Below are 23030 nucleotides of genomic sequence, written 5' to 3' on the forward strand. Positions count from 1 at the left end.
TAGGGGCTGCCTTTTCGGGCGGCCCCTACGCTGTATTTCGGACATATCAGCAGAAGAGAGGACCAGCCGTGGCTGAGGAGCGACGCTCGGGGCGCCCGTCCAAGGGCGCTGGCGCAGGGCGCACTGGGGCAGGACGGCCCAGCACGGGGCGGACCGGGTCGAGCCGTGGCGGTTCCTCTTCCGAACGAGGTTCCGACGCGCCGCGCCAAGGTCGCCCCGCCCCCAAGGGCGGCATGGGCGCCCCGCGTGCTGGGGGAGGCAAGCGTCCTGCCGCGGGGAACGGATCGCCCGGGGGTCGGCGTCCGGCCGGCGGCACGTCTGCTGCGCGCCCCGACCGGCGTGAGCAGGCCCCGCGCACCGCGGACCAGAAGGCCTACGACGGCCCCGAGCTGCCGGAGTGGGTGACGGGCAAGGAGCTGGACCGCTCGGTGGCGATCCAGCTCAAGGGCCTGCCTGAGAAGCTCGCAGCGCGCGTCGCGCGCCATCTCGCGGCTGCCGGAGCGCTCATCGACTCCGACCCCGAGCAGGCCTACCAGCACGCGAAGGCGGCCAAGAGCCGTGCGCAGCGGCTTGCGGTGGTGCGGGAGGCGCTCGGGGAGGCGGCGTATGCCGCTGGACACTACGCCGAGGCACTGGCGGAGCTGCGGGCGGCGAAGCGGATGAACGGCGCGACGGCATACCTGCCGATCATGGCGGACTGCCACCGCGCGCTGGGTCAGCCGGAGCAGGCGATCAAGCTCGCGCACAGCCCGTCGGTCGTCAACTTCGCGCCGGAGGCGAAGGCCGAGATGACGATCGTCGAGGCCGGCGCTCGGCGTGACATGGGTCAGTTCGACGCGGCCCTCCGTGTCCTCGAGCAGGCGCCCTTGATGAGCAAGAGCCGGGCGTCCTGGGTCGTGCGGCTGCGCTATGCCTACGCCGACACCCTGGAGGCAGCCGGTCGGTCCAACGACGCGCTGACGTGGTTCCACCGCACCTTCGCCATCGACGCCGACGAGCTGACCGACGCCGCGGACCGCGCGGCGGCGCTCGAGGCGACGCGCGAGTGACTCCTCCGGCGTGTGCCGCTGGTGCTCACGCCTCACATGCGTCACAATGTGAGCGATAACTACATACCTGTGATTGAGCGGCCGTAGTCCGGCTCGTTCCCACGGAGTCCGCTGGGGAAGGCGAAGCTCCACGCCGGAACGAAGGAGAGACCACGGTGACCGCTTACACCACCACGTCCAGCGCCTCGCGGCCCGCCACCCGAGGCGTGCTCTACGTGCACTCGGCGCCGTCGGCGTTGTGCCCGCACGTCGAATGGGCCGTCGGCGGCGTGCTCGGTGTCGCCGTCAACCTGGACTGGACCCCGCAGCCTGCCCAGGCCGGCACGTATCGTGCCGAGCTCTCCTGGACGGGCTCCGTCGGCTCGGCTGCCGCAGTCGCGTCCGCGCTCAAGGGGTGGAAGCATCTGAGGTTCGAGATCACCGAGGAGGCCACCTCCGGCTCCGAGGGCGCGCGCTACTCCTACACGCCTGAGCTCGGCGTCTTCCACGCCGTGACGGGCCTGCACGGCGACATCATGATCCCGGAGGACCGGCTCAAGGCCGCGGTCGTGAAGGCGGCCCTGGGGGACACCACGCTGCTCGTCGAGATCGACAAGCTGCTCGGCAAGCAGTGGGACGACGAGCTGGAGACGTTCCGGCACGCCGGTGACGGCGCTCCGGTGCGCTGGCTGCACCAGGTCGTCTGACGCGCCGACAGATTCAGCGCCGCACTCATCGGCACGCGCGACGAGCGGCGCGGCGTGCGTGGGGTGTGTGGAGCCGCCTCGACCGGGCGCCGCCGTGTTGCTCGCGCAGAGCTGGAATCGCTTCGTGCCGGTCGTGGCGTCCGCGCCCGACAGCATCACGTCGGAGGCTTGGGCCACCCCCCGCCGAGGCCGGCGCCGGCAGGGCACTGAGCAGCCCCGTCACGAGGCCGGTCGACATCAGCACGGCGCACAGGCACTGGGTGGATGTGATCGCCTCACACCGCGTCCAACGCGCCGCCGCGTGATGGGTCACGGGACGGCGCGTCGGGGCGAAGAGTCCGGGTGGGCGCAGGTCTTGAGGGAGCTGGTCAGAGCGGGATGTTGCCGTGCTGCCCGCGGTGAACGCCGCCGGCCTGCACCGCGTCGTGGATCGCCTGAGCGATCCGGCGGCGCGTCGCGTCGGGGGAGACGACCTCGTCGACGACCCCGATCTCGACGGCCTTCTCGACGCCGCCGGCGATCCGCTCGTGCTCCGCGGCCAGCTCGGCCTCGACCTGTCCCCGGATGTCGGGGGCGACGTCGGCGAGCTTGCGGCGGTGCAGGATCCGGACGGCCGCGACCGCGCCCATGACGGCGACCTCGGCCCCCGGCCATGCGAAGACCTTGGTGGCCCCGAGCGAGCGGGCGTTCATGGCGATGTAGGCGCCGCCGTAGGTCTTCCGGGTCACCAGCGTCACCCGGGGGACCACGCACTCGCCGAACGCATGCAGGAGCTTGGCTCCGCGGCGTACGACGCCGTCCCACTCCTGCCCGACGCCGGGAAGGTAGCCGGGGACGTCCACGACGACCACGAGAGGGACGCCGAACGCGTCGCACATGCGGACGAATCGGGACGCCTTCTCGGCCGAGAGCGAGTCGAGGCAGCCGCCGAGGCGCAGTGGGTTGTTGGCGACCACGCCGACGGTCCGACCGCCGAGGCGACCGAGCGCGGTCACGATGTTGGGCGCCCAGCGGGCGTGCAGCTCCTGCACCGTGCCCTCGTCGAGCAGACGCTCGACGAGCGGGTGCACGTCGTAGGCCCGCTTCTTCGACTCGGGCAGAACCGCCTCGAGGTCGAGGTCCTCCACTCGGTCGAGGTGGAGGCTGCCCTGGGCGCCGAGCAGGTTCGCGACCGTGCGCGCCCGGTCGAGCGCGTCGCGCTCGGTCTCGGCCAGGATGTGCACGACGCCGGAGCGGCGACCGTGCGGCTCGGGGCCGCCCAGACGCAGCATGTCGACGTCCTCGCCCGTCACGGAGCGGACGACGTCGGGACCGGTCACGAAGATGCGTCCCTCAGGACCGAGGATGACCACGTCGGTGAGTGCCGGTCCGTAGGCCGCACCGCCGGCGGCGGGACCGAGGACGACCGAGATCTGGGGGATGATGCCCGAGGCTTGCGTCATGACCTGGAAGATCCGGCCGACCGCGTGCAGTGACAGCACGCCCTCGGCCAGCCGAGCGCCACCCGAGTGCCACAGGCCGATGATCGGGACGCGGTCGGTGAGCGCCAGGTGGTAGGCGTCGACCACCACGCGGCAGCCCTCGTCGCCCATCGCGCCGCCCATCACGGTGGCGTCGGAGCAGAACGCGACCACGGGCGAGCCGTCCACCGTGCCCCGTGCCGCGACCATGCCCGAGTCGTCCAGCGGCGAGACGAGCTCGAGGCTGCCCTCGTCCAGGAGGGCGGTGAGCCGGGTCAGCGGGTAGCGCGGGTCGTCGACCCGGGCCGGCTTCTCCTGAACGGCGGTCATGCGAGGGTCCCGAAGGCCACGGCGACATTGGCACCGCCGAAGCCGAAGGAGTTGTTCAGCGCCGCGATGTCGCCGAGCGGCAGGTCCCGCGGCTTCGTGGCGATGTCGAGCTCGACGGCCGGGTCCTGGTTGTCGAGGTTGATGGTCGGCGGGGAGATCCGGTGGTGCAGCGCGAGCACGGTGGCGATCGCCTCGAGGGCACCGGCGCCGCCGAGCAGGTGGCCGGTCATGGACTTGGTGCTGGTGACGACCACGTCGGTCGCGTGCGCGCCGAGCGTGGCGTGCAGCATGAGACCCTCAGCGATGTCGCCCTGCGGCGTCGACGTGGCGTGCGCGTTGACGTGTGCGATGTCCTCGGGCGAGATCTCCGACTCGGCCAGGGCGCGCAGGATCGCACGGGAGCCGCCGCGGCCAGCCGGGTCCGGCTGGGCGATGTCGTGGGAGTCGGCGGTGATGCCGGCGCCCAGGACCTCGGCGTAGATCCGGGCACCACGTGCCTGGGCGTGCTCGAGCCGCTCGAGCACGAGGACGCCCGAGCCCTCACCGAGCACGAAGCCGTCGCGGGCCGTGTCCCAGGGGCGACTCACCGTCGTCGGGTCACCCGGGTTCTTGGACAGCGCCATCATGTTGGCGAACGCCGCCATGGGCAGCGGGTGGATCGAGGCCTCGGTGCCGCCGGCGACGACCACGTCGGCCCGGCCGAGCCGGATCTGGTCGACCGCGAGTGCGATCGCCTCGTTGCCGGACGCGCAGGCCGAGACCGGGGTGTTGACCGCGGCCCGCGCGCCGACGTACAGGCTGATGTTGGCGGCCGGTGCGTTCGGCATGAGCATCGGCACCGCCAGAGGCGACACCCGACGCGGCCCCTTCGCGAGCAGCGTGTCGTAGTTCTCCAGCAGCGTGGTCACACCGCCGATGCCGGAGGCCATCGCGACGCCGACACGGTCGCCGTCCAGTCCGACCTCGGAGGCCGTGCCGGTGAACCCGGCGTCCTGCCAGGCCTCCGCCGCGGCGACCATGGCGAACTGGGCGGAGCGGTCCAGCCGGCGGGCCTTGACCCGGTCGAGGACCTCGCTGGGCTCGACGGCGACGCGGCCCGCAATCCGCACCGGGAGGCCTTCGGCCCAGTCCTCGGTGAGGGCGCGGACTCCGGAGCGGCCGGCGACCAGGGCGTCCCAGGTGCTGGGGACGTCTCCGCCGACGGGGCTGGTGGTGCCCAGCCCGGTGACGACGACACGTGTGCGACTCATGGCGACCTTGTGTTCGAAGGGGATGTGCTGGTGATGCCTGTGATCAGGCGTTCGCGGAGGCGCGCTCGATGAACGAGACGGCGTCACCGACGGTCTTGAGGTTCTTCACCTCGTCATCGGGGATCGACACGCCGAACTTCTCCTCGGCGGCCACGACGACCTCGACCATGGAGAGCGAGTCGACGTCGAGGTCCTCGACGAAGGACTTGTCCAGCTGCACGTCGTCGACGTCGATGCCGGCGACCTCGTTCACGATCTCGGCGAGGTCGGCGCGGATCTCTTCGGTGCTGGGCATGGTGTTCCTTTCGGGTGGTGAGCTCGTGCTCGGGGTGGGGTGGATCAAGGGACGATGACGACCTGAGCGGCGTACGCCAGGCCGGCACCGAAGGCGATGAACAGGGCGGTGTCGCCGCTCTGGGCCTCGCCCTCACGCTTCATCCGCTCGAGTGCGAGCGGGATCGAGGCGGCAGAAGTATTGCCCATCTCGGCGATGTCGCGCGCGATCCGCACACTCTCGGGGAGCTTCATCGACCGGGCCAGCGCGTCGACGATGCGCATGTTGGCCTGGTGCGGCACGAAGCAGTCGAGCTCGTCCACTGTGATGCCGGCGCGGTCGAGCGCCTCCAGGCCGACCTTCGCCATCGCGAAGGAGGCCCAGCGGAAGACCGGGTTGCCCTGCATCGCGAGGCTCGGCATCTTGCCGCTCGCGAGCGCCTCCGGCCACAGCTCGCTCTGGGCGATGAGGTCGGCGCGCTCCCCGTCGGAGCCCCACACGACCGGACCGATGCCCGGCTGCTCGCTCGGGCCCACGACGACGGCGCCGGCGCCGTCGGCGAAGATGAAGGCCGTGCCGCGGTCGGTCCGGTCGGTGATGTCGGAGAGCCGCTCCACGCCGATGACGAGGACGTGGCGTGCGCTGCCGCCGCGGACGAAGTCGGAGGCCATCGCGACGCCGTGGCAGAAGCCGGCACACGCGGCGGAGATGTCGAAGGCCGCTGCCTGCTCGGTGCCGAGCTCGTGGGCGATCAGCGTGGCGACCGCGGGCGTCTGGGAGAGGTGGCTGACGGTCGCGACGATGACGCAGTCGATCTGCTGGGCGTCCACGCCGGCGTCGGCCAGCGCGTCGCGCGCGGCCGCGACCGACATCACCTGGACGGTCTCCTCAGGGGTGGCCCAGCGGCGCTCGATGATGCCCGAGCGGGTGCGGATCCACTCGTCACTGGAGTCGATCGCGTCGACGATCTCGCTGTTGGGGACGACGCGGGAGGGGCGGTAGGCGCCGACTCCGAGGAGCCGGGCGTGCGCGGCGCCCGTCGGGGCGAGGAGCCTGGCCATCAGGCCACTCCCTCCGGGTGCAGGCGCACGAGCGGCTGGCCGGGGGAGACCAGGTCGCCGTCCTCGACGAGCCACTCGACGACCTGCCCGCCGTGAGCGGCAGTCACGGCGATGCGGTCGCGCAGGCTCACGATGTCGCCGATCGACGCGCCGGGAGAGAGCACCGTGACGCCGGTGGCCGCCTCGGCGAGGTGGAACGTGCCCTTCGACGGCGAGACGACCATCCGCCACGTCGGCGACGTCTCGAGGACACCCGACGCGCCGTCCTCACCGTGCTTCTCGCAGAAGGCACGGGCGTCGTCGAGCTGGTCCGGCGTCTTGAGTGCGAAGGTCTCGACGCCCTTCAGTGCACGCTTGGCGATGCCGGTGAGCGTGCCGGCCGGCGGCATCTCGAGGATGCCGGTCACGCCGAGGTCGGACATCGTCTCCAGGCAGAGGTCCCAGCGGACGGGGCTGGCGATCTGGCCGACGATCCGGCGCAGCACCTCGGCACCCGAGTGGACGACCTGCCCGTCCTTGTTGGAGATCACGCGGGTGCGCGGGTCGTGCACGGACACCGAGCGGGCGAGGCTCGCGAGGTGGCCGACGGCGGGCGCCATGTGCTCGGTGTGGAACGCCCCCGCGACGCTCAGCGGAGCCAGGCGCGCCTTGGTCGGCGGGTCCGCCTTCAACGCGTCGAGCTGCTCGAGGGTGCCGGCTGCGACGATCTGGCCGGGCCCGTTGTCGTTGGCTGCGGTCAGCCCGTGGCGCTCGAGCGTGGCGAGCACGTCGTCGCGGTCGCCGCCGAGGACGGCGGTCATGCCGGTCGGGGTGGCCGCCGCCGCGGTGGCCATCGCCTTGCCGCGCTCGCGCACGAGCACCATCGCCTGCTCCGCCGTGATGGCGCGGGCGCCGGCGGCGGCGGTCAGCTCGCCGACGCTGTGGCCGGCGACCGCCCCGATGCGGGAGAACGCGTCGGCGGGGTGCGGGAACAGCTGCAGCGCGGCGACGAGGCCGGTCGCGACCAGGAGGGGCTGCGCGATCTGCGTGTCGCGGATCGTGTCGTCGTCGGCCTGGGTGCCGTAGTGGACGAGATCGAGGCCGGCGACGGTGGCGAGCCATTCAAAACGGGCGGTGAAGGCCGGGTCCTCGAGCCAGGGCGTCAGGAATCCGGCGGTCTGGGCCCCCTGGCCGGGGGCGACGATGACGAGCACGGGACCAACCCTGCCTGGCTACCGACGGGTCCGACGTGTCCGGCGCGCACGAAAGTCGGCGGGGGATCTTTGGAGGGTTCCTACAATTCGACCGCGGTGTGTCGAAGAGCGCGCATGACCCTTGTCACGATCGCTGTTCCCCGGCCGCCTGGCGCCCGAGAATCAGCGCCACCTGCAACGTGAGGGCGTCACGCGGGCGGGTGGCGGTGTAGCCCGTGAGGTCGGCGACCTGCCGCAACCGGTAACGGATGGTGTTGGGGTGAACGAAGAGCTCGCGCGCGGCCGCCTCGAGCGAGCCGCCGGCCGCGAAGTAGGCCGTCAGCGTCTCGATGAGCGTCGCCCGGGCGTGCGCCAGAGGACCGTAGACGTGCTCCACCAGGTGCTCGGTGGCGTCGTCGTCGCGAGCCAGCGCGCGCTCGGGGAGGAGATCGCTGCTGAGGACGGGACGCGGCGCGTCCGGCCAGCCGTCCGCTGCGCGATGTCCGGCCAGGGCGGCGCGCGCCGAGATGTGGGCACTGGCCAGGTCGTCGGCGACCGGTCCGGCGACGACCGGGCCCGGAGCGAAGAGCTCCGCGACCGTCGCCGCCGCGGCACGGGCGTCGGCGCTGCCGCCGAGCACGACGACGAGCAGCTCACCCTGGATCGCGCACAGCGCGTCGAGGCCGGCCGCCCGGGCCAGGCGCCGCACGTCGTCGAAGACGTCCGTCTCGGTGCGGCGGGCGGGCGCCGGGCCGAGCACGACCGTGAGCGAGCGGCGGCCGCCCCACCCCAGGGCGCTCGCGCGGGAGAGCAGCGACTCGTCGGTCTCGGCGCGCAGCACGGCGTCGACGACGAGTGCCTCCAGCCGGGCGTCCCACGCGCCCCGCTGCTCGGCGGCGCGTGCGTAGACCTCGGCGGTCGCGAAGGCCACCTCGCGGGCGTAGCGGGAGACGGCCCGATGCACGTCCGGTGCATCGTCCGGCTCGACCAGGTCGTCGACGTTCTCCTCGACCACCTCGATGGAGAGCCGGATCAGGTCCACGGTCTGGCGCAGCGTGATGATGCCGGCCAGAGCACGCGGAGCGGCGCCGAAGACCGACGCCGCCAGCTCGGCGCCCTCGACGCGGTCGGAGCTGATGCCGCCGTACCACTGCGTGAAGCCCCTGATGCCCGCCTGCACGATGAGGCCCACCCAGGAGCGGTCCTCGGCCGTGAGCTCGCGGAACCACGGCACCGCCGTGTCCATGCGTGCCGTGGCCGCCGTCGCCAGCCGACCGGTGGCCCGCTGGAGGGCCTCCGCACTGCGCAGGCGCCGTGCGCGAGCCGCGGGCTCCTCGTCGCCGCGCACGGGCGGAGTGGTCGCCGTCACGGCCCCATCCTCGCATTGGGGGATTGTGCGCACATGAGATGGTTGAATCGTCGATCTGTGGGTTTCCTGGCTTTGGGTACCTCCACGGTGAGAGGAGGAGCGAGATGCCGGTGACGCAGACGGTGATGATCCACGGTCATCGGCGCGCCTACGCACTGGGCGGCCGCAAGATCGGCACCGCGCCCGTGCTGCTCCTCCTGCACGGGCTGGGCCGCGACCGGCACACCTGGGACCCGGTGTGGAGCCGTTTGGCGCGGCGCTACACGCTGGTCGCCCCCGACCTCCTCGGCCACGGTGAGTCCGACAAGCCGCGCGGTGACTACAGCCCCGGTGGCTACGCCAACGGCATGCGCGACCTGCTGACCGTGCTGGGCATCGACACCGTGTCGGTCGTCGGCCACAGCTTCGGTGGCGCCGTGGCGATGCAGTTCGCCTACCAGTATCCCGAGCGCACCGAGCGGCTCGTCCTGGTCGACCCCGGCGGCCTCGGCCCCGAGGTGACCGCGCTGATCCGCGCGCTCGGGCTGCCTGGCTACGAGCTGGTGCTGCGCGCACTCACGCTCCCCGGGGTGCGGCACCTCAACGTCGCCGCGCTGCGGTCGCTCAGCCGCTTCGGTCCGCGCGGCCTGCGCGACCTCGACGAGGTCGCGGAGATCCTGGACTCCTTCAAGGAGCCCGGCAAGCGGTACGCCGTCCACAAGCTCGTCACCGGCGTCATCGACTGGAGCGGGCAGACCGTGACGATGCGCGACCGGGCCTACCTGACCGCCGCGATGCCGCTGTGCGTCGTCTGGGGCGCCGATGACCGGGTGCTGCCGGCCAGCCACGCCGAGATCGTCCGCGAGATCGCGCCCAGCGCGCAGGTGACGGTCATGGAGGACTGCGGCCACTTCCCGCACAAGGATCATCCCGAGGCGTTCGCCGAGCTGCTGGACCAGTTCATCCGCTCCACGGCTCCTGCGACGTACTCCCGCGCCCGCTGGCGGCAGCTGCTCAAGAACGGCGGCCCCGCGCACCTCAGCTCCGTGGAGCCGGCCTCAGAGCTGGCCTGATCGGTGAGCGGTCGCACATGACCGCGGGGCGGGCGCCGAGTCTTGAAACTCGGGGCCCGCCCCGCGGTCATGTGCGACCGGTCACCGACGGATCAGGCGTCGCCGCCCTCCTGCTTCACGCCCTGGGTCGCGGTCGGGTCGTCGATCCGGTAGGTCGTGAAGGCCTTCTCGACCAGGCTGGGGTCGATCTGGCCGGCGTCGGCCAGGGCCTGGAGGGCCTGGACGACGACGGACTGCGCGTCGATCTGGAAGAACCGGCGCGCGGCGGGACGGGTGTCGGCGAAGCCGAAGCCGTCGGCGCCGAGGACGCGGTAGTCCTCTGGGACCCAGCGGGCGATCTGCAGCGGGACGGCCCGCATGTAGTCCGAGACGGCGATGACCGGGCCGGTCGAGCCGGAGAGCCGGTCGGTGACATACGCCGTGCGGCCGGGCTCGCTCGGGTGGTTGAGGTTCCACTGCTCGGTCGCGACGGCGTCGCGGGCCAGCTCGTTCCACGAGGTGACCGACCACAGGTCGGCCTGGACGCCCCACTCCTCGCGGAGCAGGCGGGCGGCCTCGTCGATCCACGGGTAGCCGACGCCGGAGGCGAGCAGCCGCACCCGGGGGCCATCGCCCTCGGCGCGCGCCACCTCGTGCAGACCCTTGAGGATGCCCTCGACGTCGACGCTCTCGGGCTCGGCCGGCTGCGCGACCGGCTCGTTGTAGACCGTCACGTAGTAGATGAGGTCCTCGCCGGCGCCGTTGGGCCCGCCGGTGCCGTACATCCGCTCGAGGCCCCGCTGCATGATGTGCGCGACCTCGTAGGCGAACGCGGGGTCGTAGTGCACGACCGCCGGGTTGGTGGCGGCCAGGAGCGGCGAGTGGCCGTCGGCGTGCTGCAGGCCCTCACCGGTCAGCGTGGTGCGACCGGCGGTGGCGCCGATCAGGAAGCCGCGCGAGAGCTGATCGGCCATGGCCCAGATCGAGTCGCCGGTGCGCTGGAACCCGAACATGGAGTAGAAGATGTAGAAGGGGATCATCGGCTCGCCGTGGGTCGAGTACGCCGACCCGGCCGCGATCGCCGACGCCATCGCACCGGCCTCCGAGATGCCCTCGTGGAGCATCTGGCCCGACTGCGACTCCTTGTAGGAGAGCAACAACTTGCGGTCGACCGACTCGTACTGCTGGCCGGCCGGGTTGTAGACCTTGGCGGACGGGAACATCGAGTCCATGCCGAAGGTGCGGTACTCGTCGGGCGCGATCGGGACGATGCGCGGCCCGATCTCGGCGTCCTTCATCCAGTCCCGCAGCTGACGCACGACCGCCATCGTCGTGGCGATCTTGTTGTTGCCGGAGCCCTTCTTGAGGTCGGCGTACATCTCCTCGCCCGGGAGCGCAAGCGGCTTGGAGCGCACGACGCGCTTGGGCAGCGAGCCGCCGAGCTGCCGGCGGCGCTCGAGCATGTACTCGATCTCGGGGGCCTGAGCGCCGGGGTGGAACAGGGGAGCGGCGCCGGTGCGCTCGTAGGTCTCCTCGAGGTCGCGGTCGGAGATCGGGAGGTAGAGCCGGTCGCGGAACCGCTTCAGGTCCGCCATCGTCAGCTTCTTCATCTGGTGGGTGGCGTTCTTGCCCTCGAGGGCGTCGATCGTCCAGCCCTTGATGGTCTTGGCCAGGATCACCGTCGGCTGGCCCGCGTGCTTGGTCGCCGAGTCGAACGCCGCGTAGACCTTGCGGTAGTCGTGGCCGCCGCGCGGAAGCTTGCGGATCTGCTCGTCGGTCATGTGCTCGACCATCTGTCGCAGCCGCGGGTCGCCACCGAAGAAGCTGTTGCGGATGTACTCACCGGACTCGACCGAGTAGGTCTGGAAGGCGCCGTCGGGGGTGGTGTTCATGCGGTTGACCAGGACGCCATCGACATCGCGGGCGAGCAGGCTGTCCCACTCGCGGCCCCAGACGACCTTGATGACGTTCCAGCCGGCGCCGCGGAAGTTCGACTCCAGCTCCTGCATGATCTTGCCGTTGCCGGTGACCGGGCCGTCGAGCTGCTGGAGGTTGCAGTTGATGACCCAGGTGAGGTTGTCGAGCTCCTCGCGCGCGGCGATGCGGATCGCGCCCAGCGACTCGGGCTCGGCCATCTCGCCGTCGCCGAGGAAGGCCCAGACGCGCTGCTGGCTGGTGTCCTTGATGCCGCGGTTGTGCAGGTAGCGGTTGAACCGCGCCTGGTAGATCGAGTTGATGCCCGTGAGGCCCATGGAGACCGTCGGGAACTCCCAGAAGTCGGGCATGAGCCGCGGGTGCGGGTAGGACGACAGTCCGGCGTGAGGTCCGTGCTGGACCTCCTGCCGGAACCGGAACATCTGCTCCTCGCTCAGCCGGCCCTCGAGGAAGGCGCGGCTGTAGATGCCGGGGGAGGCGTGTCCCTGGATGTAGATCTGGTCGCCGCCGCCCGGGTGGTCCTTGCCCCGGAAGAAGTGGTTGAAGCCGACTTCGTAGAGGCTGGCACTGGACTGGTAGGTCGCGATGTGTCCGCCGACCTCCAGGCCCTTGCGGTTCGCGCCCGAGACCATGACGGCGGCGTTCCAGCGGATGAACGCGCGGATGCGCCGCTCGACCTCCTCGTCGCCGGGGAACCACGGCTCCCGCTCGGGCGGGATCGTGTTGATGTAGTCGGTGCTGCGCAGCGCCGGAACGCCGACCTGCATCTCGCGGGCGCGCTCCAGGAGCCGGAGCATGACGTAGCGGGCGCGGTCGCGGCCCCGCTCGTCGACCATCGCGTCGAACGACGCGATCCAGTCACGTGTCTCCTCCGGGTCGATGTCCGGCAGCTGGGTCGGCAGGCCCTCGTGGATGACAGTGGGCTGGGTGGGGGTGGGCACTGACGTCGTCGTGGTGGACGGCGTGCCGGACGTGCCTGAAGAAGGGGTAGAGGCTTCGGTCACCCTCGCATCGTGTCACGGCCTCGGAATCGCTCAAACTTACCCGAGAGTATGTGGCTGCTGACCTGATCGAACGTTTCATCAGGTGAGAAGCAGGGCGCTCTCTGCGCTGGCGGCTCCCGCGTGTCGAGGCCAAGACCTTGCATCGATCCGCGAAACCCGCTGGACTATCCACCACTCCGGCGTGCCAGATGGCCGACGGAGCCGATCAGCACCTCGACACATCAGGAGTGGGACGAACGTGGGCTCGACCGCGGCCGCTGGGCCGGCGGACCGGCTGGGCTTCAAGCCCGGCATGGTCATCCAGGAACTCGGCTGGGACAGTGACAGCGACGACGAGCTGCGAGTTGCGATCGAGGACGCCATCGACGGCGACCTCGTCGACAGCGACTACGGCAACGACGTGGACGCCGTGGTGCTGTGGTGGCGCGACGACGACGGCGACCTCGTGGACGGCCTCGTCGACGCGATCACCGACCTCGTGGGGGGTGGGGCCATCTGGCTCCTGACTCCGAAGGTCGGGCGCTCGGGTGCCGTCGATCCGGCGGACATCGCCGAGGCCGCGCCGCTCGCGGGCCTCTCGCAGACCACGACCGCGACCGTCAGCAAGGACTGGGCGGCGACCAGGCTGGTCGCGCCGAAGTCCGCGGGCTGACCCCCGCGCTCCCGTGCGGAGCGCGTGCGAGACAATCGGGCGCTGTAGCCAGCGCCGCGCGACGTCGTGCGCTGCCCGAGCGAGGACTGAAGGAGCCACAGGTGACAGGTCTGGCCGTCGGTGGACCTGCACCCGACTTCACGCTGCGCGACCAGTTCGGGCAGGACGTCACGCTGTCGTCGTACGCCGGAAGCAAGGCGGTCCTGCTGCTCTTCTATCCCGCGGCGTTCTCCGGGGTGTGCACAGGTGAGATGGCGTCGGTCCGGGACCACCTCGACGACTTCCTCACCTTCGACACCGAGGTGCTGGGGATCTCGACCGACCCGGTGTTCGCGCTGCGTGCCTTCGCCGACGCCGACGGGCTGAACTTCCCGCTGTTGTCTGACTTCTGGCCCCATGGCGCCGTCGCGCAGGCCTACGGCGTCTTCGACAGCACCCGAGGCTCCGCGCGGCGCTCGTCCTATGTCATCGACACCGCCGGCCTCGTGCGCTGGTCGGTGCACAACGCCAACCCCGACGGACGCGACCTCGCCGAGCACCTGCGCCAGCTGCGCGCGGCCGTCTAGACCGCCGCGGGTCGATTCCCGCGTTCGCCGTGCGCGACGCCCGAGCATCTCGTAGAGTTCTTCTCGTTGAGCCGCTGGTGACCCGAGACGCCAGCGGCTCGACACTTGTGTGTCGAGGGTTCGCCGGACGGCGGTTCGCCGTGAACGTCTCGCTCGCGTAGTCTGTGCGGCGCTTCGCGGGCGTATAGCTCAGTTGGTTAGAGCACCGGTCTTACAAACCGGCGGTCGGGGGTTCGAGCCCCTCTGCGCCCACAAGTTAAAATCGGACCGTTACCTGGGAAGACGATGTATCTCCGGGATCGCCTTGCTGGTGGCGTGCTACGTACGTGCTACCCGTGCCATCCCGCCGGCCGGTCTCCCCGAGCGGTGGCCAGTCGGAGGATGGGTGGCCTGTCTGGTCCCACCGGGGTGTCGCCGGCAGTTTGCGATGCCCTGAAAGTTGTGAACACGCGCCCGGTCCTAGATCAAGGCCGTCACCGCGTCCTCGTCCGTGGCAGTCCGATGCGCGAGCCGGGCGAGAACGTCGTCCTTCTCCGAAGGGCACAAGAATGACGGTTCAACAACCAGTGCTCAGGAGCCCGCCGATCGCCTCAGCGCGACGGGCCTCTCCCGACGACGGGTGCTCGCGACCGGCGGCGTGACCGTAGGAGCTCTGCTGTTCGCCAGCTGCGCGGTCTGCGTCAGCCGTGGGACTTCGTGCTGGTTCGCTCGCTTGAGACAATCGCTCGGTTCCCGGCTCAGGTGAGTCTTGAAGGCGCCGCCTTCGCCGCGACACTCTCAGGATTGCGGGCTCGCACCTTCAGTCGCATCAAGGTCGAGGATCTACGAATCCGGGCTCGGCATCGACGTCGGCTACGACCCGACATGGTTGGCGATCGATCGCTCGGCTGAGCGTCTCGTTGCCCTCGCCGGGTTTCGGCCCACCAGACACCTGGCTTGGTCCTGCTGTCCGGTCGCGTGCCCTCGCTCAGTCGAGGGTAGAGGCCAGGATGGACTGGGCACGGAGGACGACCGGCCGGTCGACCATGGCCCCGTCGACGACGGCGACGCCGTCGATGGCGCCGGCCGCCTCGATGATCCGCTGGGCCCAGGCCACATCGGCCTCGGAGGGGGCGAAGGCGGTTCGCACGGCGGCGACCTGCGCGGGGTGGATGCAGAGCTTGGCGCCGAAGCCGAGCCGGTGACCGTGGCGGGCGTCGTCGGCCGCGGCGTCGCTGTCGGTGACGTCGAGGGTGACGCCGTCGATGGGTGCGGCGATGCCGGCGGCGACGCTGGCGGTCACCAGCATCGACCGGCTCCACTGCAGGGCGGTCCGGTCGGCGGGGTTGACGCCGAGCTGCGCGGCGAGGTCGACGTTGCCGAGTGCCAGGCGGCACACGCCGGAGGTACGGGCGATGGCGGGGGCGTTCAGGGTGCCGAGCGCGGACTCGATGAGGGGGATCATGGCGGCGCGGGCGCGTTCGCTGATGGCGGCGACCGCAGCGGCTTCCTCGGCCTTGGGGAGGATCACGGTGGGCCGGTGGGTGGCCACGAGGTCGAGGTCCCGGTCGTGCCAGGGGGTTCCGGGTGGGTTGATGCGGACGGCCACCTGGGCGCCGGTGGCGAGGTAGGTCGCGGCGGCCGCGCGGGCCGCGGCCTTGTCCGCGGGAGCGACGGCGTCCTCCAGGTCGATGATGACGACGTCGGCGCCGTTGGCCAATGCCTTGTCGAACCGGTCGGGACGCGAGGCGGGCACGAACAGCCAGGTGGTTGCGACGGTGGGGTCGGCGGTCATGGACGTGTTCCTCTGTCGATGTGATCGGCGAGCAGGGTGCCCGCTTGGCGGATGTGTGCGTCTATCGCCGCCGCGGCGGCGTCTTCGTCGAGAGCGCGGATGGCGGCGATGATCGCGCGGTGGTCGGAGGCTGACGCCTCGGGCCAACCGGCGATCTCGGCGAAGAACAGGCGTGGCGCGTACTGGGTGAAGGTGCGCAGCAAGTGGGCGAGGCGTGGGGAGTCCGCGGCGGTGTTGATGGTGCGGTGGAACTGGTGGTTGAGCTGCTCGACCTGGTCGGCGTCGCCCTGGGCGTGAGCCTGCTCGAGCTGGTCCTGGAGCTCCTCGAGCCGGTCGACGTCGACCGGGCGGAGCCGCCGTACGGCGTTGCGGGCCAGGTCGGCGGCGACGAAGGCGTGGACGCGGTACACGTCCTCGATGTCGCGGCGGGTCAGGGGGAGCACGACGAAGCCGCGTCGGGGCTGCCATTCGACGAAGCCCTCGCTGCGCAACTGCATCATCGCCTCGCGCACGGGCGTGACGCTCACGCCCATCTCCTCGGCGAGGTGCTCGAGGCGCAGGAAGGTGCCGGCCTGCACCTGGCCGGTGACGATCTGCTCTCGGACGCGGCGGACCACGTCCTCGCCGCGTGGGGGATTTGTCACGTTCTCGACCTCATGTGTCGATGCTAGTAAGCATGTACGATATTAAATAATCGTATATGAAAGCGGTGGATCATGTATCTGTCCGAAGACGACCAGCAGTTGGTGGCGATGGTCGCCGACTTCGTCGACAACGCCGTGCGCCCGAACGTGCGCCGATTCGAGGAGGCGGACGCCTACCCCGAGCCGCTGATCGAGGCAATGAAGGAGATGGGCTTCTTCGGGATGCTGGTGCCGGAGGAGTACGGCGGCATCGCGCTCGGCACGCCCGCCTTCGCCGCGGTCACGATGGAGCTCGCCCGCGGGTGGATGAGCCTGGCCGGCGCGATCGGCGGACACTCGGTCATCTCCGCAATGGTGCACCGGTTCGGCACCGAGGCGCAGCGTGAGCGTCTGCTGCCTCACATGGCCACGGGTGCTGTGCGCGCGGCGATGGTGCTTACCGAACCCGACGGAGGCAGCGACCTGCAGGCCATGCGCACGGTCGCCAAGCCCGTGGCAGGCGGGTTCTCGCTGACCGGCGCGAAGACGTGGATCTCCAATGCCCAGCACGCCGGCATCCTGGCGACGCTGTGCAAGACCGACCCGCAGGCCGAGCCCCGCCATCGCGGCATCTCGGTCCTGCTCGTCGAGCCCGGGGACGGGGTGCACGTGGGTGCGAAGTTGCCGAAACTCGGCTACCGCGGTGTCGAGTCGTGCGAGGTGACCTTCGACGGCGCCTTCGTCCCGGAGGACGCCGTCCTGGGTGGCCCGGCCGGTGAGGGTTGGGGTCAGATGATGGCGGGCCTTGAGGTGGGCCGCATCCAGGTCGCGGCTCGCGCCGTCGGCGTGGCCCAGGCGGCGCTCGATGAGGCCATCGTCTACAGCCAGACCCGGGAGTCGTTCGGCAAGCCGATCTGGAGGCACCAGGCCGTCGGGCACCTGCTGGCGACCATGGCCACGAAGGTGCAGGCCGCGCGGCTCCTCGTCATGGACGCCGCGCACAAGCACGCCAGCGGCGAGCGCAGCGACTTTGAGGCGGGGATGGCGAAGCTCTTCGCCTCCGAGATCGCGGCCGAGGTCACCCTCGACGCGATCCGCGTCCACGGTGGCGCCGGCTACTCGCGCGAGTACGACGTCGAGCGGCTCTACCGCGATGCGCCGCTGATGATCGTGGGGGAGGGCACGAACGAGATCCAGAAGAACGTGATCGCCGCTCAGTTGGTGGCGCGCGCAGGAGGCGGCCGTGCCTGACCGGCCACTGGACGGCGTCACGGTCGTCAGCATCGAGCAAGCGGTCGCGATGCCGTTCGCCACCCGCCTGCTGGCTGACCTGGGCGCCCGCGTCATCAAGGTCGAGCGCGTCGACGGCGGCGACTTCGCCCGTGCCTACGACCGGCACGTGAACGGCCTCTCCAGCCACTTCGTCTGGCTGAACCGGTCGAAGGAGTCCGTCGCCCTCGACCTCAAGCAGGAGGAGGGCCGTGCCCTCCTCCACCGGCTCGTCGAGAAGGCGGACGTCTTCGCGCAGAACCTCGGGCCCGGGGCGGCGGAACGGCTCGGTCTGGACGGCACGACGCTACGTGTGACCCGGCCGGAGCTGATCACGGCCGCCATCACCGGATACGGCCCTGACGGCCCCTACCGAGACCGCAAGGCCTTCGACATGCTCGTCCAGGCCGAGAGCGGACTCGTGTCGGTCACCGGCACCCCCGAGGAGGGCGTCAAGGCCGGCATCCCGGTCGCCGACATCGCGGCCGGCATGTTCACCTCGAACGCCATCCTCGGCGCCCTGCTCCGCCGAGCACGGACCGGGGAGGGATCGGACATCGGCGTGTCGATGTTCGACGCACTCCTGGAATGGCTCCAGCACCCGCTCTACGCGGCCACCTACGGCGGAGCCGACCTGCCCCGCACGGGCCTGGCCCATCCGAGCATCGTGCCCTACAACGCCTATCCGACAAGCGACGGCAAGGTCCTCATCGGCGTCCAGAACGACCGGCAGTGGCGGGCACTCACCACAGCATTCGGCCGGGACGACCTCGCCCAGGACACCACGCTCGCCCGCAACATCGAACGCTGCTCCCGCCGCGAGCACGTCGACAGCGAGATCGCCCGCACCACCGTGAGGATGACGGCCGCCGAGCTGCTCGAGATCCTCAACCGCGCCGACGTCCCCGTCGCCCAAGTCAGCCGGCTTACCGACGTCGTCGACCACCCCCAGCTGCTCGCCCGGCACCGATGGGCCGAGGTCGGCACCGAGGTTGGTGCGATCCGATCGATCCTGCCACCCGCGACCTTCGACGCCTTCGACCCGGTGATCGCCCCGGTGCCGGCCCTCGGATCGTCGAACGCCGCCATCCTGGCCGAGCTGGGGCTGACCGAGGGTGAGATCACCCGACTCCAGGAACGGAGGGTTGTGTCGTGAACGTCGAGCTGGTCGACATCACCGAGGTCGCCGCGACCTGGGAACCCGAAGCCGTCGCGGTCGAGGGACAGCTCGACGCCGACCGGGCCGAGGTCCTCGCCGACCTGCTCGGCACCCGCGCCCCGCTGCCGGGGGAGCCGATCCGTCCGTTGTGGCACGAGATCTTCCTGCGGGAGCCGCTGCGGCTCTCCGCACTCGGCGCCGACGGCCACCCGCAGGCCTCGGGCCTGCTACCCCCGATCCGGAACCGACGACGCATGTTCGGCGGAAGCGAGGCGCGGATCGTGGCTCCGCTGCGGATCGGCGAGACCGCACGCCGCACCGTCCAGGTCGCCGACGTGCGACTGAAACAGGGCAGCCACGGTGCCCTGCTGATCGTGACCGAGGAGCACCGCTGGCGGGTCGACCGCGAGGACCGTTTCATCGAGCGACGCAGCATCATCTACCGCTCCGATGACGACGGACCGCCGGCCGTCCCTCCGGCACCGGTGCCGAACCACGCCCCGGGTGCCCTCGACGAGCGCGCCCTGTTCCTGTTCAGCTCACTGACCTCGAACGCCCACCGCATCCACTACGATGCCGAATACGCGCGGACCGTCGAGGGACACCGCGGCCTCCTCGTGCACGGCCCGCTCACCGCGCTCCTCGGCGCCGAGGCCGCCTTCCACGAGACGGGCCGCGACCTGGCCGCCTACACCTACCGCCTCGTCTCGCCCTGCTACGCCCACCACTCGCTGACCTACACCGTGACACCCGACGGCGCCGACACCCTCGGGGTCGTCGCCGAGACCGACGCCCGCACCTGCCTCACCGCGACCGCCGTCTTGCGCTGACGGGCGGTGGCACTCGGTCGGGGAGGGACGCGCCGCAGCGCCTGGTCAGCGCCTGGTCAGCGCAGGGTCACGGTCAGGCCGCGTGGCGGCGCATGCTCTCGGTGACGACACCGACGGCTTTGCGGGACCTGCTGAGCGCGCCCTCCATCCAGGTACGCCAGACCGAGTCGTCGACGTCGGTCCCAGCGAAGACGATGCGGTCCTCCGGCTCGTTCATCACAGTGAGGAAGTCGAACGCCTCGCCCGGCCGGTCGATGCGGTCGGTGCCGTCGAAGAGCGGGTCCGCACCGAAGTCGTGGAAGTCGACGTCCACCCCCTCTGCGAGCGGGAAGTACTCACGGACCCAGCCCTGGACCCCCTCACGGTCTCGCGGATCGAAGCCCATGTGGTACTCGCTCGAAAAGCCGTACACGATCTCGGTGCCGTCACCCAGCTCCTTGCCGGAGCAGATCATGTGGAAGCCGCGGCCTTCCATCGCGAACGGTCGGGGCAGGGAGGTTGCGCAACCTGATCGCGCACTTGACCGCTCAGCTCAGGTGGTTCTCCGCCAGCATCTTCACCTTCTCTGGGCTCACGGAGGGGATGAAGTCGATGTGCCTGATCACGTTCGTCGGGACCGCTACGATGCACTCACGGGCGGCCACCGACACACCGTTGGCGGCCCGCACGGTGAGACCCGTCGCGCTCCGCTCGACCGCGACCGCTCGATGCCGGAAGAGCACCTCGACCCCCGAGCCGCTGACCATCGCCTCCAGCAGGATGTGGAGGCCGCCCACGAAGCGCTCGGTGAGAGCCCCGTGCAGCGCGTAGGGGTCGTTCCCCAGGGCGGCGATCTGCGACAGGAGGCTGAAGATCGAGACGGCCCCGGGGTTCCAGCCGCCGTAGACGACGACCATGGCGTTGAGGAGGTCGCGGGTCGCAGCGGGCAGGTCGAGCGGGGCGAAGAAGTCGTCGACCGAGATGTCGGGTAGCCCTGTGAAGGGGCGCGCGAAGATGCGGCCGCCGAGGCGGTCGGAACCCTCGAGCAACACCACCGAGTGGACCCCTACTGCGGGAGCTCGAGCTGATCAACGCCGCCGACTGCACCACCGCCGAGGGCTTGGAGCAGCTGGTCGACCAGATCTGCGCGCTCTTCACCGAGGACGTCGAGCTTGCAGACCTCACCACGACCGAGACCGTCAAGGGTCAAGCCCAGATGCGGGAGTACTGCACGGCGTACTTCGGGTCGCTGACCAGCATGCGCATCGACATCGAGGGCATTTTCGACGCGCAGAACGCCACTACCATGCTGCTTCACATCTCCGGCGACCACACCGGCGAGCTGTTCGGCGTGGCGCCGACGGGACGCCGGGTGTCCTACCCGGCGATCGTGGTCATGCAGCTCAACGACGACAACACCAAGATGCGCCACGAGACGATGGGATACGACACCGGGCTCATCCTGCGACAGATCACCTGAGCGCCGGGGCGCCACGCGCCCGTCGACGTCCGGGCTTGGCGCCGAGCGGACCGGACGCCGCAAGCCCTGCCTAAGCGTGCTCGAGCCGGTAGCGACGAGGGCCGACGCCGTACTTCGCCGTGAACGCCCGACTGAACACCTGCAGGGTGGAGAACCCCAGCTGGCTCGCGATGAAGCTGACGGACTGGGTCCGGTGAGCCCGCGAGATCATCATCCGTCTGGCCTCCCCAGTCGCAGGTCCTTGATCACCGCCGCCGGGGTCGTCCCGAGCCTGGCGAACGTGCGGTGCACCGACCGTGCGGAGACGAAGAAGTTCTCGACGAGAGACTCCGTCGACAAGTCAGGATCGTCGATGTTGCGCCTGATGAAGCGGAGCATGTCGTCATACTGCTGCCGCCACCGGTCAGCGCTACCGTACGGGTCCGTGAGCTCGAGGGCCGCCGTCAGCAGGAGGTAGGCGATGCCGTCGGCGATGCGAGCAGCACCGGACTCCGAGACCCCCTCCTCCATCTCGTGGAGGCCGAGCAAGGCAGGCGAGAGCCAACCGCCCATCGGCGACTTCGCGCTGAAGGTCCGAGCCGTCACCTGCCGCCGCTCGCTCGGCGAGAGGCCTACGCCCTGCTGCGGCCACGCGATCCGATCAAGCGCGAGAACCTGCCGAGGATCACCGAGTACGGGCGCTGCCCTCGACGATCATCGTGATGAACAGGTCCTCGGACGGATGTCTCCTGGCCAGCGACTCAGTCCGCTGGTACGACCGGGGACTGATGCGGAGCTCGACGGTCTGGAGCCAGTCGAGCGATCGCCGGATCAAGGCACCCTGGAACGGCTCCTGCGTCCGGGCCAAGACGTCCAGCACGCCTTAGACATCGCGGATGACCTCGGCCCACTCGCGCGGGCTGTGTGCCTCGACGCGGTGCGGCGCGACCCTGTGCGCCCCGACAGAGCCCCTGCCGCTGGGGGCCGACGGCGAGGGGCTCTGCGCACGACAGTCGGCGCCTTCCTGCGCGGTGAGACGGCTCGTGGACATCTCGGTCTCCGTTCTCCGCGGGCGTCGAATCGTCGATCTCAGGGTGCGCCTGTGCCCGAAGATGGACAGGCGTCAGGCCTCTTGACGTCCGATGGTCTCGTAGACGGCTGGATTCCTCACGCGCCACCAGAGTGCAAGGGCGCCCCCGACCGCGGCGACGCCGCCGGCGAAGACGAGGATCACTCGGGCGGTTCCGAGGTCGCCGACAAGGAGGCCGAGGTTCTTGGTCGCGAGCCACAGGATGGTCCCCAGCCCCAACAGCGACAGGGCCGGCGCAATCGTCGAGCTCCACTTGCTCACGTGCTCCTCCGGGTTCCGCTTAAAGAACACGAGCACGGACGCGCTCGTCACCGCCCAGAGAAGCACGATCCCATAGCCGCCGAGGCCCAGCAGGACCGTGTAGGTCTTGATTGGGTCCGCCTTGCCCAGCATGGGGAGCAGGAGCACCATGCAGATCAGCGCGCCGCTCACGAGGCTGGCGTTGAGGGGGCTTCCGTGCCGCTCACTGACCTTGCCCAGCCTGGCAGGCACCACCCGGTCACGACCCAGTGCGTAAAGGTAGCGGGCAGTGATGTTCTGGATCGCGAGCGTGCAGGCGAAGGAGCTGGTCATCAGCAGCAGGCTTGCGGCGTCCGCGAGCACAGCTCCGGCGTACCGATCCATGGAAGCGAGCAGGGTTCCGGTGGGGTTCGCCGCGCCCTCGGTCAGGCCGGAGCCGAAGCCCTCCGACACGATGTAGGCGTAGGTCGACACCGCGTAGAAGACGGCCAGGGCGGCGACGACGACGATCGTCGCACGCGGCACGGTGCGGTCCGGGTCTCGCGTCTCCTCGCGAAAGACCTGGAGCGACTCGAATCCGGTCATGCACATGGCGATGAAGAGGAAGGCAAGGGCGACAGAGCCGTCGAAGAGGTGGTTGAACATGGGGACTCTGACACCATCAGGTCCACCTTCCCAGAACACGCGGGCGTCCCAGATGGCAATGACGGCGATCTCGCACAGCATCGCCACACCCAGAACCTTGGCGGAGACCTCCACGTTGAACAG

Annotated in this window: 24 protein-coding genes and 1 tRNA gene; 10 read left to right on the forward strand and 15 right to left on the reverse strand. The window is 70.4% G+C overall.

The features are described 5' to 3' along the window. Nucleotides 1–233: 233 nt before the first annotated feature. Nucleotides 234–1049, forward strand: a complete 816-nt coding sequence (locus ACYQ1K_RS26790) for a tetratricopeptide repeat protein (RefSeq protein WP_459986676.1) — start codon at nt 234–236, stop codon at nt 1047–1049. 155 nt (nt 1050–1204) lie between these two features. Continuing rightward, nucleotides 1205–1735 carry a DUF3145 domain-containing protein gene (locus tag ACYQ1K_RS26795; protein ID WP_459986677.1) on the forward strand — a complete coding sequence of 177 codons (531 nt, stop codon included), beginning with the start codon at nt 1205–1207 and terminating at the stop codon, nt 1733–1735. A gap of 368 nt (nt 1736–2103) precedes the next feature. On the opposite strand, the gene ACYQ1K_RS26800 is transcribed toward ACYQ1K_RS26795, so the two are convergent. The 6 genes from ACYQ1K_RS26800 to ACYQ1K_RS26825 form a co-directional block, all read right to left on the reverse strand. After that, complete coding sequence (locus ACYQ1K_RS26800) at nt 2104–3525, reverse strand: acyl-CoA carboxylase subunit beta (protein ID WP_459986678.1); 1422 nt, start codon at nt 3523–3525, stop codon at nt 2104–2106. Further along, the gene (locus ACYQ1K_RS26805) at nt 3522–4775 is read right to left on the reverse strand and encodes a beta-ketoacyl-[acyl-carrier-protein] synthase family protein (protein WP_459986679.1); all 1254 of its coding nucleotides are present in this window, start codon (nt 4773–4775) and stop codon (nt 3522–3524) included. The genes ACYQ1K_RS26800 and ACYQ1K_RS26805 overlap by 4 nt, the downstream gene beginning before the upstream one ends. Before the next feature lie 43 nt (nt 4776–4818). Beyond that, nucleotides 4819–5070 (reverse strand): acyl carrier protein, encoded by a 252-nt coding sequence (locus tag ACYQ1K_RS26810; RefSeq protein ID WP_459986680.1) that lies wholly within the window; start codon nt 5068–5070, stop codon nt 4819–4821. Nucleotides 5071–5114: 44 nt separating this feature from the next. Next, complete coding sequence (locus tag ACYQ1K_RS26815; RefSeq protein WP_459986681.1) at nt 5115–6110, reverse strand: beta-ketoacyl-ACP synthase III; 996 nt, start codon at nt 6108–6110, stop codon at nt 5115–5117. Beyond that, complete coding sequence (locus tag ACYQ1K_RS26820) at nt 6110–7303, reverse strand: acyltransferase domain-containing protein (RefSeq protein WP_459986682.1); 1194 nt, start codon at nt 7301–7303, stop codon at nt 6110–6112. The genes ACYQ1K_RS26815 and ACYQ1K_RS26820 overlap by 1 nt, the downstream gene beginning before the upstream one ends. A gap of 124 nt (nt 7304–7427) precedes the next feature. Then, on the reverse strand, nt 7428–8651 hold the full coding sequence (locus ACYQ1K_RS26825) for a PucR family transcriptional regulator (RefSeq protein WP_459986683.1): 1224 nt from the start codon (nt 8649–8651) through the stop codon (nt 7428–7430). A 104-nt stretch (nt 8652–8755) separates the two neighbouring features. Between ACYQ1K_RS26825 and ACYQ1K_RS26830 the strand changes: the two genes are divergently transcribed. Next, nucleotides 8756–9703 (forward strand): alpha/beta fold hydrolase, encoded by a 948-nt coding sequence (locus ACYQ1K_RS26830; protein ID WP_459986684.1) that lies wholly within the window; start codon nt 8756–8758, stop codon nt 9701–9703. Between the two features lie 92 nt (nt 9704–9795). On the opposite strand, the gene aceE is transcribed toward ACYQ1K_RS26830, so the two are convergent. Then, nucleotides 9796–12558 carry a pyruvate dehydrogenase (acetyl-transferring), homodimeric type gene (gene aceE, locus ACYQ1K_RS26835; protein WP_459986699.1) on the reverse strand — a complete coding sequence of 921 codons (2763 nt, stop codon included), beginning with the start codon at nt 12556–12558 and terminating at the stop codon, nt 9796–9798. A gap of 301 nt (nt 12559–12859) precedes the next feature. Between aceE and ACYQ1K_RS26840 the strand changes: the two genes are divergently transcribed. The 3 genes from ACYQ1K_RS26840 (at nt 12860) to ACYQ1K_RS26850 (ending at nt 14091) form a co-directional block, all read left to right on the forward strand. Next, nucleotides 12860–13273 carry a DUF3052 domain-containing protein gene (locus ACYQ1K_RS26840; RefSeq protein WP_459986685.1) on the forward strand — a complete coding sequence of 138 codons (414 nt, stop codon included), beginning with the start codon at nt 12860–12862 and terminating at the stop codon, nt 13271–13273. A gap of 101 nt (nt 13274–13374) precedes the next feature. After that, nucleotides 13375–13839 (forward strand): peroxiredoxin, encoded by a 465-nt coding sequence (locus ACYQ1K_RS26845; protein ID WP_459986686.1) that lies wholly within the window; start codon nt 13375–13377, stop codon nt 13837–13839. A gap of 178 nt (nt 13840–14017) precedes the next feature. After that, a tRNA-Val gene (locus ACYQ1K_RS26850) sits at nt 14018–14091 on the forward strand. A 715-nt stretch (nt 14092–14806) separates the two neighbouring features. Here ACYQ1K_RS26850 and ACYQ1K_RS26855 read toward each other — a convergent pair. Together ACYQ1K_RS26855 and ACYQ1K_RS26860 are read right to left on the reverse strand one after the other, a co-directional pair. Continuing rightward, nucleotides 14807–15613, reverse strand: coding sequence for an HpcH/HpaI aldolase/citrate lyase family protein (locus ACYQ1K_RS26855; protein WP_459986687.1), 807 nt, complete (start codon nt 15611–15613; stop codon nt 14807–14809). Further along, nucleotides 15610–16257, reverse strand: coding sequence for a GntR family transcriptional regulator (locus tag ACYQ1K_RS26860; protein ID WP_459986688.1), 648 nt, complete (start codon nt 16255–16257; stop codon nt 15610–15612). The genes ACYQ1K_RS26855 and ACYQ1K_RS26860 overlap by 4 nt, the downstream gene beginning before the upstream one ends. Before the next feature lie 72 nt (nt 16258–16329). Between ACYQ1K_RS26860 and ACYQ1K_RS26865 the strand changes: the two genes are divergently transcribed. The 3 genes from ACYQ1K_RS26865 to ACYQ1K_RS26875 are packed head-to-tail and all read left to right on the forward strand — an operon-like array spanning nt 16330 to nt 19494. Then, nucleotides 16330–17487 (forward strand): acyl-CoA dehydrogenase family protein, encoded by a 1158-nt coding sequence (locus ACYQ1K_RS26865; protein ID WP_459986689.1) that lies wholly within the window; start codon nt 16330–16332, stop codon nt 17485–17487. Continuing rightward, complete coding sequence (locus ACYQ1K_RS26870) at nt 17480–18661, forward strand: CaiB/BaiF CoA transferase family protein (protein WP_459986690.1); 1182 nt, start codon at nt 17480–17482, stop codon at nt 18659–18661. Before ACYQ1K_RS26865 ends, ACYQ1K_RS26870 begins: the two co-directional genes overlap by 8 nt. Then, the gene (locus tag ACYQ1K_RS26875) at nt 18658–19494 is read left to right on the forward strand and encodes an FAS1-like dehydratase domain-containing protein (protein WP_459986691.1); all 837 of its coding nucleotides are present in this window, start codon (nt 18658–18660) and stop codon (nt 19492–19494) included. Before ACYQ1K_RS26870 ends, ACYQ1K_RS26875 begins: the two co-directional genes overlap by 4 nt. A 73-nt stretch (nt 19495–19567) precedes the next feature. Here ACYQ1K_RS26875 and ACYQ1K_RS26880 read toward each other — a convergent pair whose 3' ends face one another. Both ACYQ1K_RS26880 and ACYQ1K_RS26885 read right to left on the reverse strand, forming a co-directional pair. Then, nucleotides 19568–19969, reverse strand: a complete 402-nt coding sequence (locus ACYQ1K_RS26880; protein WP_459986692.1) for an FAD-dependent oxidoreductase — start codon at nt 19967–19969, stop codon at nt 19568–19570. Nucleotides 19970–20021: 52 nt separating this feature from the next. Beyond that, nucleotides 20022–20528, reverse strand: a complete 507-nt coding sequence (locus tag ACYQ1K_RS26885; RefSeq protein ID WP_459986693.1) for an FAD-dependent oxidoreductase — start codon at nt 20526–20528, stop codon at nt 20022–20024. A gap of 65 nt (nt 20529–20593) precedes the next feature. Here ACYQ1K_RS26885 and ACYQ1K_RS26890 point away from each other — a divergent pair, with 65 nt between their 5' ends. Further along, the gene (locus ACYQ1K_RS26890; RefSeq protein WP_459986694.1) at nt 20594–20953 is read left to right on the forward strand and encodes an ester cyclase; all 360 of its coding nucleotides are present in this window, start codon (nt 20594–20596) and stop codon (nt 20951–20953) included. Nucleotides 20954–21023: 70 nt separating this feature from the next. On the opposite strand, the gene ACYQ1K_RS26895 is transcribed toward ACYQ1K_RS26890, so the two are convergent. The 4 genes from ACYQ1K_RS26895 to ACYQ1K_RS26910 form a co-directional block, all read right to left on the reverse strand. After that, a complete protein-coding gene (locus ACYQ1K_RS26895; RefSeq protein ID WP_459986695.1) occupies nt 21024–21167 on the reverse strand; it encodes an AraC family transcriptional regulator in 144 nt (47 codons plus the stop codon). Further along, nucleotides 21164–21538, reverse strand: coding sequence for a hypothetical protein (locus ACYQ1K_RS26900; protein ID WP_459986696.1), 375 nt, complete (start codon nt 21536–21538; stop codon nt 21164–21166). The genes ACYQ1K_RS26895 and ACYQ1K_RS26900 overlap by 4 nt, the downstream gene beginning before the upstream one ends. Nucleotides 21539–21617: 79 nt before the next feature. Next, nucleotides 21618–21812 carry a hypothetical protein gene (locus ACYQ1K_RS26905; protein ID WP_459986697.1) on the reverse strand — a complete coding sequence of 65 codons (195 nt, stop codon included), beginning with the start codon at nt 21810–21812 and terminating at the stop codon, nt 21618–21620. Nucleotides 21813–22055: 243 nt separating this feature from the next. After that, the coding region (locus tag ACYQ1K_RS26910) for an APC family permease (protein ID WP_459986698.1) at nt 22056–23030 on the reverse strand (975 nt) is incomplete at its 5' end.

It is taken from the genome of Nocardioides sp. AN3 (assembly GCF_054653495.1).